Here is a 14,119-nt window from a genome sequence, read left to right on the forward strand (position 1 = left end):
CTTACTTCTTCTTGGCCGGTGCGGCGGCTTTCGGCGTCAGCTCGTTGGTCATGTCTTCCAACAGCTTGTTGACCACCGGCACGGCGCTTTCCAGTTTGGCCTGGGTCATCTGGGCCGATTGCTGGGTCAGTTGCGGCATTTTTTCCAGGACTTTCTTGCCCAGTGGCGACTGGTAGAAAGCAACCAGGTCCTTGAGCTCGGATTCGCTGAAGTTGGTGGTGTAGAGCTTGACCATGTCCGGCTTCAGCTTCGGCCAGCCGATGGCCTGGTCGAGGGCGGCATTGGCCTTGGCCTGGTAGCTGTCCAGTACGGACTGCTTGGCGGCAGGCGCCTTGGTTTGTTCGAAACGCTGGGCGAACATTTGCTGCACTTGCATGTACACCGGGGTACCCAGCTTGTCAGCGTGGGCCAGGGTAAGGAAGGCTTCGGCACTGGCGTTATGGCTGGCGGTATCGGCAAAGACTTGGCCGCTGGCGCAAACCAGAGCAACCGCGGTACAGATGGCACGAAGACGAGTCATCGAGTTTCCTTTCTAGCAGGCGAGGTAAGACCCCAAGGGCGACCATTCTGCGCCTAAAAAACCTTGCGGCTCAACCCCAGGCCTTGTTCGGCCGGGATTTGCGGGGCTTGCACCCGATGAAAAGTCTTTTATGGAACCCCACAGGCCCATCACGGCCTAAACTGCGCAAACGAACCTGAAGGAGTGTGCCCGATGAGCCGTATCGAAACCGACAGCCTGGGAGACGTACAAGTCCCGGATGACGCTTACTGGGGCGCGCAGACCCAACGTTCACTGGTGAATTTCGCCATCGGCGAGCAACGCATGCCCCTGGCGGTGCTGCACGCCCTGGCGCTGATCAAGAAAGCCGCCGCCCGGGTCAACGACCGCAATGGCGACCTGCCCGCCGACATCGCCCGCCTGATCGAACAAGCCGCCGATGAAGTGCTCGACGGTCAACATGACGACCAGTTTCCGCTGGTGGTCTGGCAGACCGGCAGTGGCACCCAGAGCAATATGAACGCCAATGAAGTCATCGCCGGCCGCGCCAACGAACTGTCGGGCAAACCCCGTGGCGGCAAGAGCCCGGTGCACCCCAACGATCACGTCAACCGCTCCCAGAGTTCCAACGACTGCTTCCCCACCGCCATGAGCATCGCGACCGTGCAAGCCGTGACCCAGCAACTGCTGCCGGCGATCACTCATCTGTCCGGCGGGCTGGCGGAACTGTCGGCACGCCATATGAAACTGGTGAAGACCGGCCGCACCCACATGATGGACGCCACACCCATCACGTTCGGCCAGGAGGTCTCGGCGTTTATCGCCCAGCTGGATTACGCCGAGCGCGCGATCCGCAGCGCCCTGCCCCCGGTGTGCGAACTGGCCCAGGGCGGCACGGCCGTCGGCACCGGGCTCAATTCGCCGCATGGCTTTGGCGAGGCAATTGCTGCTGAATTGGCCGCCCTGTCGGGCTTGCCGTTCGTCACCGCGCCGAATAAATTTGCCGCCCTCTCGGGCCATGAGCCGCTGGTGACCCTGCATGGCGCACTGAAAACCCTGGCCGTGGCCTTAATGAAAATCGCCAATGACCTGCGCCTGCTGGGCTCCGGCCCACGTGCCGGGCTCGCGGAAGTCAAATTGCCGGCCAACGAGCCAGGCAGCTCGATCATGCCCGGCAAGGTCAACCCTACCCAATGTGAAGCGTTGTCGATGCTGGCCTGCCAGGTATTGGGCAACGACGTGACCATCGGCATTGCGGCCAGCCAGGGCCACTTGCAGCTGAACGTGTACAAACCCGTGATCATCCACAACGTGCTGGAGTCGATCCGCCTGTTGGCCGATGGCTGCAATAATTTCCAGGAGCATTGCGTGGCAGGCCTGGAGCCCGACGCCGGGAAAATGGCCGAGCACCTGGAGCGCGGGCTGATGCTGGTGACGGCGCTCAACCCGCATATCGGCTACGACAAGTCGGCGCAGATCGCCAAGAAGGCTTATGCCGAAGGGCTGACGCTAAGGGAAGCCGCGCTGGACCTGGGCTACCTGACCGACGCGGAGTTCGATCAGTGGGTTCGCCCGGAAAACATGCTCGAAGCCGGGCACTGACGCGTCGTCGAAACCACCCGCGTCTACTGTCAGTTGTCACAGTTACGTAAGCCCGTCCTCCAGAGGTTCAATGCCCAATAAACCTCTGGACGGACGATCATCGCATGAAGCGAAGCAGCCTGATTATCCTCTTCATGCTGACAGGGCTTTTGGGGCTGGCAGCCTGGTACCCGGCCGACAGCTCCGCGCTGCGGGCGTTTCCGGTTGTTCTGCCGCCGCCCTCGACAGCACCCGCCATGAACGAGCTTGTCATCTTCTACTCCGGTGACGGCGGCTGGGCACCCTTGGAGCAGGCCATCAGCCACAACCTTAACCAGCGTGGCTACGGCGTGTTGGGCATCAGTACCCTGGCGTATTTCTGGCATGAACAACCCGTGGCAGACTCGGCCGCACAGTTGGACGCGCTTATCACGGCTTACCGCAAGCAATGGAGTACGCCCAGGGTCTGGTTGATTGGCTTTTCTTTTGGGGCCAATGTCCTGCCATCACTTATCAACCAGCTTAAGCCCGAGAACCGTGCGCGCATTTCGCAACTGACATTGCTGGAGCCGACCCAGGATGTGTTCCTGGAGATCGAACTGGAACACTACATCAGCGTGGGTTGGCTCAACCGGATCACCCAGGCCTACCGGCATCTGCGCGAACCAGTTACCCACCACGATCCATTACCGGCACTGCTTCAGTTGAAAGGGCGGGTCCCTGTCACCTGCTTGCATACTGACGAAAATAGCACTGGTTTATGCCGTCAGCCCTCGCTTCGCGAGTGGGTAAGCGCAGTAGAAATCCCCGGCACTCACTATTTCAATGGGGACTTCGCCAACGTGACTCAGCGCCTTATCGAGCGCCACCCAAGCGCACCCGCCGGGCCTTGAGCCCGGCGAGCAACGACGGCGCCAGAGCCACCATGGCCGAGCCGAGCACCACCACCAACGCCCCGGCATAGCCGATGGCGTTGATCTCTTCGGCCTGCACAAAGTCCGGCAATAGCCACGCCGCCAACGCCACGGCCGCAAAGGTCACCAACGGCGTCAACGCCAGGGTCGCACTGACCCGCGAGGCTTCCCAGTGCGCCAGCGCTTCGGCAAACGCCCCATACGCCACCAGCGTATTCATGCAACACGCCAGCAGCAGCCAGCCTTGCAGCGGGCTCAGTTGCAGCGCCTCCAGCGGATGCGCCCACGGCGTGAGCAACACAGCGCACGACAGGTAGATCACCATCATCACTTGCAGCGAATTCCACACCGTCAGCAACTGCTTCTGACCCAGGGCATAAAACACCCAGATGGTGGTGGCGAGCAGGATCGTCAGCACACCGGCCGTGTAAGTGCCCAGCGAGGTCAGCAGTTCGACCAGACGCTGATTGAAGAACAGGCCGAAGCCGATGATCAACACCACCAAGCCCAAGCCCTGCCCCAGGCTGAAGCGCTCCTTGAACACAAAGACACTGGCGACCATCAGAAAGATCGGGCCCATCTGCACGACCAATTGTGCGGTGCCGGGGCTGAGCATTTTCAGGCCCACCAGGTACAGCACATAGTTGCCCACCAGGCCACACACCGCCATGGCTACCAGCCAGCCGCCCTTGGGGCCGAGCACCTTGCGGCTGGGCAGGCGCTGGGTCGCGGCGAGGTAGAGGAACAGGCAGCCGCCGGCAACGGTCAGGCGAAACCAGGTGACGGTAATCGGGTCCATCACCTGCAGCACTTGCTTGAGTTTGATCGGCAGAATGCCCCAAAGAAACGCGGTCAGCAGGGTCAAGCCAAAGCCATAGACCCAGCGACCGGAAGAGATGTGCATGAGTGCCCCGAATGCCTGAGGAAGTGGAACCGGCATTCTAGGGGGACCAAGGGGTGGCTTGGCGAGCGATATTTTCCTACCCACATAAATCAACGCTGGGGCGTGTGTGGAAGCCGGGCTTGCCCGCGATGCAGGCACCGCAGGCAAGCCAGCGCCCCAATGGACCCAGTGTGCCCAATAAGAACCTAACGTACGGCTTCGAATAATCCGCTAGCGCCCATACCACCACCCACGCACATGGTGACGATGCCGTAACGCAGGTTGCGCCGCTGCAGCTCCCGCACCAGATGCCCGACTTGTCGCGAGCCGGTCATGCCAAACGGGTGCCCGATGGAAATCGAGCCGCCGTTGACGTTGTACCGGGCATTGTCGATTTCCAGGCGGTTACGCGCATACAGGCACTGTGAGGCAAACGCCTCGTTGAGTTCCCACAGGTCGATATCCGCCACCTGCAAGCCCTTGGCCTTGAGCAACTTGGGCACCGAAAACACCGGGCCGATGCCCATTTCGTCAGGTTCGCAACCGGCCACGGTAAAGCCACGGAAAAACGCCTTGGGCTTGAGCCCCAGTTCGAGGGCTTTTTCCAGGCTCATCACCAACGTCATAGAGGCGCCATCGGAGAGCTGCGAGGAGTTGCCCGCCGTCACCGAACCGTCTTCGGCAAATACCGGTTTTAGCCCGCTGAGGCTGGCCAGGGTGGTGTCGGGGCGGTTGCAGTCGTCGCGATCGACCACCCCGTCCAGCACCTGCACCTCGCCGCTGTTCTTGTCCTCGACCCGGTACTGGACTGCCATCGGCACAATTTCATCATCGAACAAACCGTCGGCCTGAGCCTGGGCCGTGCGCTGCTGGCTTTGCAAGGCATACAGGTCCTGGTCTTCGCGGCTCACGTGATAGCGGCGGGCAACGATTTCGGCGGTCTGGCCCATGGGGAAGTAGAGGCCTGGCACCTGCTCTTTGAGCAACGGGTTGATCAGGTTGTCGGTATTGACGCTTTTCATGGTCAGGCTGATGGACTCGACGCCACCGGCGACGATGATGTCGCTGCAGCCCGAAGCGATCTGGTTGGCCGCAATCGCAATCGCCTGCAAGCCCGAGGAGCAGAAGCGGTTGAGGGTCATGCCGGCCGTACCGGTGCCCAGTTGCGAGAGCACCGCCACATTGCGCCCGATGTTGTAACCCTGGGCGCCTTCATTGGAGCCTGCACCGACAATACAGTCCTCGACTGTCGCCGGGTCGATACCATTGCGGGTCAGCAGTGCATTCACGCAATGGGCCGCCATGTCATCGGGGCGGGTCTGGTTGAACTTGCCACGAAAGGATTTGGCCAGGCCGGTTCGCACGCTGTCGACGATCACTACTTCACGCATGGGCTACCTCGATCTTGTCGTTGTTGGGAGATGGATCGAGCATAGATCCAGGCCCTCCCAACCGCGACGATCATTCACCCCATAGATAGGCCTACTTCTTCTTGCCTTTCTTGTCGTGCTTGTCGGACTTGGCGAACGCCTCTTCGAGCGCGAGGTTGATGGTGCGCAGCACCTTGACCCGCGCCCAGCGTTTGTCATTGGCTTCCACCAGGGTCCATGGCGCAACTTCGGTACTGGTGCGGTCGACCATGTCGCCCACAGCGGCGCGGTAGTCATCCCACTTGTCGCGGTTACGCCAGTCGTCTTCGGTAATCTTGAAACGCTTGAACGGGATTTCCTCGCGGGCCTGGAAACGCTCCAACTGGGTCTGCTTGTCGATGGCCAGCCAGAACTTGACCACGATCACCCCCGCATCGCGCAGTTGCTCTTCAAAGTCGTTGATCTCGCCGTAGGCACGCATCCAGTCCGCCGGGGTGCAGAAGCCTTCAATGCGTTCCACCAGGACGCGGCCGTACCACGAGCGGTCAAACACCGTGAACATGCCGCGCGCCGGGATTTTTTGCCAGAACCGCCACAGGTACGGCTGGGCGCGTTCGTCTTCACTCGGCGCGGCAATCGGCACGATATGGTACTGGCGCGGGTCCAGCGCCGCTGCGACACGCCGGATCGCCCCGCCCTTGCCCGCTGCGTCATTGCCTTCGAACACAGTGACCAGCGCGTGCTTGCGCATGCGTTTGTCGCGCATCAGCCCGGAGAAACGCGCCTGCTCAGTGATCAGCTGTTCCTCGTAATCGTCCTTCTCCAGGCGCAAGGTCATGTCGAGGCTGTCGAGCAGGCTCTTCTGGTCCACCGACGCCAACAACGGTGCCGGGTTCATGCCGCTGGCCTTGCCCTTGGGCAGCTTCAAGGCATTTTGCAGGCCTTCGAGCAGAATCTTGCCCACCGTGAGGCTACGGTAATTGCTGTCGACCCCTTCGATCACATGCCACGGCGCGTAATCGCGACTGGTTCGGCGCAGGATGCGCTCACCAAAATGCACAAACTTGTCGTAGGTCTGGGACTGCTGCCAGTCCAGCGGGCTGATGCGCCAGCTATGCAGCGGGTCGTCGGCCAGCGCCTTGAGCCGCGCCTTCATTTGCTTCTTGGACAGGTGGAACCAGAACTTGAAGATCAGCGCGCCTTCGTCGCAGAACATCTTCTCCAGGCGCTCGGCACCGGCGATGGCCTGGTCCAGGCGCGCATCCTTGATGTCACCGTGCACCCGGCCTTGCAACATCTGGCTGTACCAGTTACCGAAAAACACCCCCATACGGCCTTTGGCGGGCAGTTGCCGCCAGTAGCGCCAGGCCGGTGGGCGCGCCAGTTCTTCGTCAGTCTGCTGGTCGAAGGTGCGCACCTCGATCAAGCGCGGGTCCATCCATTCATTGAGCAGCTTGACGGTTTCGCCCTTGCCGGCCCCCTCAATGCCGTTGATCAGGATGATCACCGGGAAGCGCTTCTGCTGTTGCAGCTCATACTGCACTTCCAGCAAGGCTTCGCGCAGCGCCGGCACCTCGGCGTCATAGGTGTCTTTGTCGATGGCGTGACCGATTTCGGCGGATTCGAACATGGGCAGCTCCGTTTCAAGATGGCTCAAGACTAGCGGATTGGGCAGCACGCCGGTCAAGGAATTCCAACCGGCTTGCCGTGGATCAATCCGCGCGGCCAAAGACTAATTCCCGGGCACGTGGCAAATGCCCAGATCCTGACGCATCAACATCTGCTGTGTCAGGCGCTCAACCACGTCGGTGATGGCTTGCCGGCGAGGCGCGCGCAGGGCTTCCATTTGCTTGAGATACTCCGCGTCGGTGAGGTTCTGGCTGTTTTCAAAGAGTGTTTGTTGCTGCGTATCAAAGGACGCCGTCGCCGACTGGAAAGCACTCGGAAACTGCTGTTTCAGGTGGGTTTTCCAAAACGCCAATTGGGTCATGAAGCGCAAGAATGCGGGGGACAGCTCTGCCGTGCGCACTTGGGACTGTGCGACCTCCAGCCCGTCGCTGGTCACATTGGCAAACAGTGCAAAATTCATATGCTTGGGCTGCCCCGGGAGTTCCAGGGCCTGGGCCAATCCAACCCGGAACGCCAGGCTGACTTCCAGTGGGTCCGCGCTCAAGTGTTCGACAGCGTAGGTCGCGGCAATTTTTTCCAGTTCACTGAGGCGAAACAAACCGCGACTCAACTTCAACAACGCGCTGGAATCGCTGCGCGCACGACCGGCCTGAAGGGTCGCCTTCTCGACCTCCTTCAAGACTTCTATCTGGCTGAAAATCTGCGCCGTTCCATCCGAGCAATTCGCCGGATGAGCAGCTAATTGAAAAACCCGCTCGCGCAGCCCGACGCTGTCATGGGTGGCTTGCAGTACCTCCCAAACGCGCTGGGTCAAGTCTTCGCGCACATAACGACTGTCCGCAGTGCCGGACAGTTGCGCCAGCAATTCGAACAACGGCGGTGATTCCGGATCATCCCGAAGGTTGGCCCACACGGTACGCTTGTGCACATCCCGACTGGCCGTTTCCTGCGGCAACCATAACGCCCTGGCCCTCAACTCGGTCATGCGCGGTTGATCGTCGCGCACATAGCCCATGCCAATACCGGCGTCGTCGCGATAACGCAGGAGTGCCGTTACCGTCGAACTGGATAACGGGTTACCGCCTACATTAATCGCCTGACTGAAACTGCGCGGCGTCGTGAACAACCACTCGGGCAACACGGTCATCGCGTTGTCGCGCAAATCCGCCTGCTCAAGCCGGGCCAGCCGCCCCAGCCCCAAGGGCAGGTCGGTGATTTTTGTGTCCTGTAACAACAGGGTGTGCAAGTCGCGCATCTTGCTGACATCCACCAGCTTCTCCAGCGGATTGTGGCTCAGGTCCAGCCGGCGCAACGCACTCAGGTCAGCCAGTTTCAGCCGCGTGTAGTCAGTCAGCGCCAAGCGGTTACGCGGCATCGATACACTTTCAAGGTCAAACATGCGCGAGAGGACTTCCGGTAACCGGGTCAGGTGGTTTCGGTCCAGCTCCAGACGCCTCAGCCCCTTAAAACATTTCAGAAAATAAGCGACGTCATCCCCCAGGCGCATGTTCTTGAGTGACAGTTGCCGGACATGGTCGAAACGAATCTCGCCCGGCAGCGTTGGCAGCGAGCCCACGCGCATTCCGTCCAGGCTTAAACTGGCGACGGAGGTCTGGTGCTCATCCAGAGCAAAGCTTTGACGCCGCCAACAGGCTTCAATGCGCTGTGCCACCTGCTGGCGGCTGTTGCGAATGTCACTCAGGCCCGGTTGTTTCTCCAGGTCCTGGGTAGCGTTCTTCCAATGCTTGAGCAGCGCTCGCAAATGCCCCAGTTCGGCCTGCAGACGCTTTACCGCCCTGGCCCGTGAAAGCGCATCGGCGCCCAGCGCCATCAGCAGCGAAGCGACTTGTGCATCGCTGAACAACGGGTACAAACGCTTCACTTTGCGTACCAGTGCGAGTGGATGCACCAACGGCCCCGTCGGCGAATCGGCCATTTCACAGGGAACCCCCTCCACCAGAGGTTCACTGACTCCGCTGGAAAACGCCTCGCCAGCCAGCTCCCGTTCCCCCTTGGCCTGCGAGGCGCTCATGTAGCGCAGGCGCCAAATGTTACTGGGCGCGTTCAGCGGTAATCCGAGTGTCACGCGCTGGCTGTCCGTGAGCGCTGAATCGAGCGCCTCGAACAGTCCGTCGGGGCCGGCATACGGTCCACCGATGCTCAGGCCCGTGTCATCAAACGTCTCAAACCCGGCGCTCGACCTGACCACTACGCGGCGCACGGTGGCCTCCACGAACGCGCCCAGGGCCAATATGTCCCCCTGGGCTGAATCCTGGCGCAATTCGAGTCGCAACGCCCTGCCCCACCCCGCCACGCGCGGCGTTGAGCGAACCGCAACCAGCGCGGTATCCAGGCCGGCCAACTCTGGCAGGTCAAACCCCATCAAGGCGCGGTCCAGGCGTTGCGCCGCCAGGGCACGTTGCACAGACTCCGCCAGGGCCATGGGAACCCGTTGATTGTCGCGCAACGATTCGCGTTGCAGCGTCGATGCCTCGGCCATCAATTCGCGCATCGAGGTACAGGGCAGTTGCGGATAAGTGCGCCTGAGCAACGCCCACTCGGGCGGGACGGGGGCGTCATAGGCCTGATATAACCGCTCGAACAGCGGCTTGCGATCGGCCTTGAGGTGCGCGAGCAACTGGCGCACCAGTACGGCGTGCTCCTGATCGGCCGTGACCCCGTCGCCCAGCAGGCGGGTCTTTTGTGCCTCATCCAGCCCGGACAACAGCACGTCAACCACTTTTCCCTCACGGAGCATCGGCTCGGTGACCGTCAAACGCCGGCCCACGTCGTGAGCCGTCAGGCTGGCCGGGTAGCGTGCCTTGACGCTGCGCTGCGCATCCAGCACCTCAAAATAGCGCCCCACCGGCCACCCCTTTAACAGGGGCAAGGCGTGCAGCAGCAAGGTCGAATTGGCGAGGCTGGGGGCCGCGCCGTTTTCCAGCTGCCAGATCAGATCGCGAATGGACTGATCCAGCCTGAAACGTTCGTACAAGTCGCGAAAGCGTGCGGGAAAGGGCAAGCACTCCTGCGCCTGATGAAGCCCCCAATCATGGGGTTTATCCATGATGGCCTTGATCTGTAGCAGTTTCCTTGGCGGCAGCGAGGAACCGGAATCTGTCGGCTTCAACCGCGAAAAGAGATACTCCTGATCCTCCCACTCGTCAGGCTGTTCGAACGCAAAACGCCAACAGCCCTCCCCGTTATGCAGCAATGGCGGGCGATAAGCCGTGTGCCGCGCGAGGTGACTGGCCCGCCATTGCTCCAGTTTCGTGTCGAACACAACCCGGTGCACACGCTCATTGACCTTAACGTATGAATGACCGTCCACCTTGTAGATCCCCGAAGCGTCGGCGACCTCATCATCGACAACGCTCTGAGCATGGACGTACGGCGTGATATCCGGGCGCCACAACCGCAGGTTGCCCTCCGTGGGGCGTACCACGTCAACGTTGCGAAAAAAGCTGTCCAGGTTAAGGCCGCTGCGCTTCATTGCCGAACCAACAACCTTGCTGCCTGCCGCGAACAACACCATCGAGGTGATATTTTCAGCGACGGCCACCATCTGCTTGAAGGCCTCCTCCCTGTCACCACGGCGCCAGTCTTCAATGCCCTCATAGAGCTCGCCGAGCATCTGCCCGATGGCCACGCCTGTCATCAACACCCCCAGTTCCGGGACAACCAGGCCGGCGAGGTTGAGTACCGTCAACCCAGCGTCCAGGTAGGCCTGCAAGCGCCGCTCACGTGCCTCCTCATCGACGTCGGCCACCGGCACCGCCAGGGCCCGCGCGTCGGCTTGCAGCTTTGCGGCGTACGTATCAAAAAAATACCTGGGCAGGCTGACCGTCAGGAGGTTGGCCTCCAGCGCCCCGAACATGCTGGCCTGATCCAAACGGCTGAAGAACCCGACCCGGTCGCCCTGGCTCAAGTAGCGAGCAAAAAAAGCACGATACGCAGCCACGCCAAGCTTGCGCTTGAGGTAGGCCTGCAGGTCATCCAGCGAGGAATACTCGAAGAGGGGCCGTTCCGGTTCGTTGGGCATGTACACCACACAGGGCTCCTGCGGGTATTGCGCAATCGACCGGCCGGAAAACACCAGGATGCTCCACAGACAACCGCCCTCGGTATTCAGCCCTTGCCAGGTGACCGGCCGTCCTTGGAACAGCACCCCGGCGGCCTGCGCCTGCGACGGTGTCAGTTGGCGGTCCAGCAATGTGCACAACATCCTGTAGGTGTCGGCTGAAATATCGGCGCGCATCACGGCAATATGGGCGTCGATCTTCATGTCCAGGACTTTCATCCGGCCGATATCGGTCGCGACAGCATTGACGTAGGGCTTGTCACGGGTCTGCTCATCACTCAGGTTGAGCACGTCACTGATGTGCCGCTGATACAAGCGGCCAAGGTCCAGGGCACGGCAGCCTTGGGCAAACTCGAGCGGTGTAATACCCATCACCCCACGCGCGGCGGACCCCGACTGCAACAGCGAGCCGGCCGGAAAGTATTCTGCTCGAGCTTCATCCGCCGAGAAATTCTGCATCGCCACATGCAGCAGGCTGTCCTGCACCAGCCTCACCGTTTTCACATACTTGAGTGGCAAGAGCTCTTTTTCGTATTCGTTGACCGCACGAATAAAAACATCTTTTTTCGGTTCCACGCTCAGTTGCCAGCGTGTCAGGCAATAGTCCTTGAGCCGCTCATTGCAAAACTCATCCAGCCCCCGCAATGGCTTCATGCACTCGGTGACGACTGCCTGGGCCTCTGCAACCCGCACGGCATCTCTGGTCAATGCATCGAGCACGCCCGGTGGTGCGTTGACCATCCAGCCCGGCAGCTTCTTTTGCAGGACCTGGGCCTTGTCCAGATCCCCGGTCATTTCCAGTAAGGCCGCTTGCAGCTGGCTTTGGGTCAACTGGTTCAGCTTGTTGTTCAAATCATCCTGTGTGCGCATCAGCAATATCCTTTATTGCCTATAAATCAAAGCATTACGATAGCGCAGCGGCCCACGCAGCATTAACGCTGATTGTTGATGGGTGGATAGGTGCCCGCAGCAGTTTTTTCCATGTAAAAACTATCGGGCTACCCCCTTCGGCTAGAATGGCGACCTTGCCTTTGCCCGCTGTTATTTTATGAGCCGCCCATGAACCCCGTAACCCACGCCCAGCTCGACTGGGATGACCAAGGTCGCCCGCACTCGCGGGTCTTCGACGATGTGTATTTCTCCGACACGTCGGGCCTTGAAGAAACCCGCTACGTGTTCCTTGAGCAGAACCGCTTGCAGGCGCGGTTTGCCGCCCTGCCGGCGGGTGGCCGGCTGGTGATCGGAGAAACCGGGTTCGGCACCGGCTTGAACTTCCTCTGCGCCTGGCAGCTGTTCGAGCAACACGCGGCGGATAGTGCGCACCTGCATTTTGTGAGCGTGGAAAAGTACCCACTGAGCCACACCGACCTGCAACGCGCCCTGGCCCTCTGGCCGGAACTCAGTGCCTACGCCGAGCAACTGTTGGCGCAGTACATCGCGATCCATCAAGGCTTCCAACGCCTGGTATTGGCTAATGGCCGGGTCATCCTGACCCTGCTGGTCGGCGACGCGCTGGAGCAATTGCCGCAACTGGATGCGCAGGTTGACGCCTGGTTTCTCGACGGCTTCGCCCCGGCTAAAAACCCTGACATGTGGACCGCCGAGCTGTTTGCCGAACTGGCGCGCCTGGCGGCGCCGGGCTCGACCATCAGCACCTTCACCAGCACCGGTTGGGTACGCCGCCTGATCAATGCCGCCGGGTTCAAGATGAAACGCACACCGGGCATCGGCCACAAGTGGGAGATCCTGCGCGGTGAGTTCCTCGGCTGGCCCGAAGGCACGCCGCCGCCCGCCAAAGCCAAACCCTGGTTCGCCCGCCCGGCGGCCATCGAGGGCGAACGCCACGCGATGGTCATCGGTGGCGGCCTGGCCGGTTGCGCGACCGCCGCGAGCCTTGCCGCACGTGGCTGGCGCGTCAGCCTGCTGGAGCGCCACACCGCCCTGGCCCAGGAAGCGTCGGGCAACCCACAGGGCGTGTTGTACCTCAAGCTTTCGGCGCATGGAACGGCACTGTCGCAGCTGATCCTCAGTGGTTTCGGCCACACTCGACGCCTGTTGGAACATCTGCACCGCGGCATTGATTGGGATGGCTGCGGCGTGCTGCAACTGGCGTTTGATGCCAAGGAAGCTCAGCGCCAGGCGCAACTGGCCGAGGCCTTTGCACCAGACCTGTTGCACCTGTTAGACCGTGAGCAGGCGCAACAACGCGCCGGGATCGACCTCGCACAGGGCGGCCTGTTTTTTCCGCAAGGCGGCTGGGTACATCCACCGGCACTGTGCCAATGGCAGGCGGCGCATCCGTTGATTGACGTGCTCACCCATCACGACGCCCTTGAGCTGCACCGGGTCAATGACCAGTGGCAGGCCCGCGATGCCGACCGCGTGCTGGCCAGCGCTCGCGTGGTAGTGCTCGCCGGGGCCGCCGAGATCAAGCGATTCGCCCCCAGCGCCGACTTGCCGCTCAAGCGCATACGCGGGCAAATCACCCGGCTGACGCAAACGGCAGCGAGTGAGGCGCTGGCCACTGTGGTTTGCGCCGAGGGTTACGTCGCCCCCGCCCGGCTGGGTGAACACACCCTGGGCGCGAGTTTTGATTTCACCAACGAAGACCTCACGCCCACCGCCACCGAACATGCCGGCAACCTGGCAATGCTGCGGGAAATCTCTGAAGACTTGTCGCAACGCCTCGGCGCCGAGCACTTGGCACCCGAGCAACTGGAGGGTCGGGCGGCGTTTCGTTGCACCAGCCCTGACTACCTGCCGATCGTCGGGCCGTTGGCCGACCACGAAGCCTTCCAACAGGCGTATGCGGTGCTCGGCAAAGACGCCCGCCAAGTACCGGATACGCCCTGCCCCTGGCTGCCGGGTCTGTATATCAACAGCGGCCACGGCTCACGCGGATTGATCACAGCGCCCCTGTGCGGCGAGCTGATTGCGGCCTGGCTGACGGATGAGCCGTTGCCGGTTCCGGCCAGTGTGGCCGAGGCCTGCCACCCGAATCGGTTTGCCCTGCGTGCACTGGTGAAAGGCAAGTCAGCGGCAGGCAAAAAGCGGCTTTAAAGCCATCACGGCTATTTGCCTTATAACTTATCGGTCTAAAACTCCACGGATAGCACTGGGTCAGTTTCTGGGTACGCGCCCTGTTGGCGCACTGGATATTGA

General features: G+C 61.3%; 8 protein-coding genes. 3 read left to right on the top strand and 5 right to left on the bottom strand.

Annotated features, from left to right (window positions below):
• Window position 1: 1 nt before the first annotated feature.
• Window positions 2–520, bottom strand: coding sequence for a DUF2059 domain-containing protein (locus A7D21_RS02640; protein ID WP_003236690.1), 519 nt, complete (start codon window positions 518–520; stop codon window positions 2–4).
• A 192-nt stretch (window positions 521–712) separates the two neighbouring features.
• Here A7D21_RS02640 and A7D21_RS02645 point away from each other — a divergent pair, with 192 nt between their 5' ends.
• Complete coding sequence (locus A7D21_RS02645; RefSeq protein WP_069551015.1) at window positions 713–2,101, top strand: class II fumarate hydratase; 1,389 nt, start codon at window positions 713–715, stop codon at window positions 2,099–2,101.
• 104 nt (window positions 2,102–2,205) lie between these two features.
• The gene (locus A7D21_RS02650) at window positions 2,206–2,973 is read left to right on the top strand and encodes an AcvB/VirJ family lysyl-phosphatidylglycerol hydrolase (RefSeq protein WP_069551016.1); all 768 of its coding nucleotides are present in this window, start codon (window positions 2,206–2,208) and stop codon (window positions 2,971–2,973) included.
• On the opposite strand, the gene A7D21_RS02655 is transcribed toward A7D21_RS02650, so the two are convergent.
• The 4 genes from A7D21_RS02655 to A7D21_RS02670 all read right to left on the bottom strand — a co-directional run bounded on the left by A7D21_RS02655 (window position 2,936) and on the right by A7D21_RS02670 (window position 11,827).
• Window positions 2,936–3,898: a DMT family transporter gene (locus A7D21_RS02655; protein WP_069551017.1), complete on the bottom strand. Its 963-nt coding sequence runs from the start codon at window positions 3,896–3,898 to the stop codon at window positions 2,936–2,938. The genes A7D21_RS02650 and A7D21_RS02655 overlap by 38 nt on opposite strands.
• Before the next feature lie 185 nt (window positions 3,899–4,083).
• Window positions 4,084–5,268: a thiolase family protein gene (locus A7D21_RS02660; protein WP_069551018.1), complete on the bottom strand. Its 1,185-nt coding sequence runs from the start codon at window positions 5,266–5,268 to the stop codon at window positions 4,084–4,086.
• Window positions 5,269–5,359: 91 nt separating this feature from the next.
• Complete coding sequence (gene pap / locus A7D21_RS02665) at window positions 5,360–6,877, bottom strand: polyphosphate:AMP phosphotransferase (protein ID WP_069551019.1); 1,518 nt, start codon at window positions 6,875–6,877, stop codon at window positions 5,360–5,362.
• A 102-nt stretch (window positions 6,878–6,979) separates the two neighbouring features.
• On the bottom strand, window positions 6,980–11,827 hold the full coding sequence (locus A7D21_RS02670; protein WP_069551020.1) for an NEL-type E3 ubiquitin ligase domain-containing protein: 4,848 nt from the start codon (window positions 11,825–11,827) through the stop codon (window positions 6,980–6,982).
• Window positions 11,828–12,016: 189 nt separating this feature from the next.
• Here A7D21_RS02670 and mnmC point away from each other — a divergent pair, with 189 nt between their 5' ends.
• Window positions 12,017–14,017, top strand: a complete 2,001-nt coding sequence (gene mnmC / locus A7D21_RS02675; protein WP_069551021.1) for a bifunctional tRNA (5-methylaminomethyl-2-thiouridine)(34)-methyltransferase MnmD/FAD-dependent 5-carboxymethylaminomethyl-2-thiouridine(34) oxidoreductase MnmC — start codon at window positions 12,017–12,019, stop codon at window positions 14,015–14,017.
• The last annotated feature ends 102 nt before the right edge of the window (window positions 14,018–14,119 follow it).

This window comes from Pseudomonas sp. AP19 (genome assembly GCF_001728855.1).
Lineage (GTDB): Bacteria > Pseudomonadota > Gammaproteobacteria > Pseudomonadales > Pseudomonadaceae > Aquipseudomonas > Aquipseudomonas fluorescens.

Bases quoted from the DNA above. Each gene is read 5' to 3' on its own strand.
- A7D21_RS02640 (WP_003236690.1), bottom strand. From the start codon at position 520: ATGACTCGTCTTCGTGCCATCTGTACCGCGGTTGCTCTGGTTTGCGCC.
- A7D21_RS02645 (WP_069551015.1), top strand. From the start codon at position 713: ATGAGCCGTATCGAAACCGACAGCCTGGGAGACGTACAAGTCCCGGAT.
- A7D21_RS02650 (WP_069551016.1), top strand. From the start codon at position 2,206: ATGAAGCGAAGCAGCCTGATTATCCTCTTCATGCTGACAGGGCTTTTG.
- A7D21_RS02655 (WP_069551017.1), bottom strand. From the start codon at position 3,898: ATGCACATCTCTTCCGGTCGCTGGGTCTATGGCTTTGGCTTGACCCTG.
- A7D21_RS02660 (WP_069551018.1), bottom strand. From the start codon at position 5,268: ATGCGTGAAGTAGTGATCGTCGACAGCGTGCGAACCGGCCTGGCCAAA.
- pap (WP_069551019.1), bottom strand. From the start codon at position 6,877: ATGTTCGAATCCGCCGAAATCGGTCACGCCATCGACAAAGACACCTAT.
- A7D21_RS02670 (WP_069551020.1), bottom strand. From the start codon at position 11,827: ATGCGCACACAGGATGATTTGAACAACAAGCTGAACCAGTTGACCCAA.
- mnmC (WP_069551021.1), top strand. From the start codon at position 12,017: ATGAACCCCGTAACCCACGCCCAGCTCGACTGGGATGACCAAGGTCGC.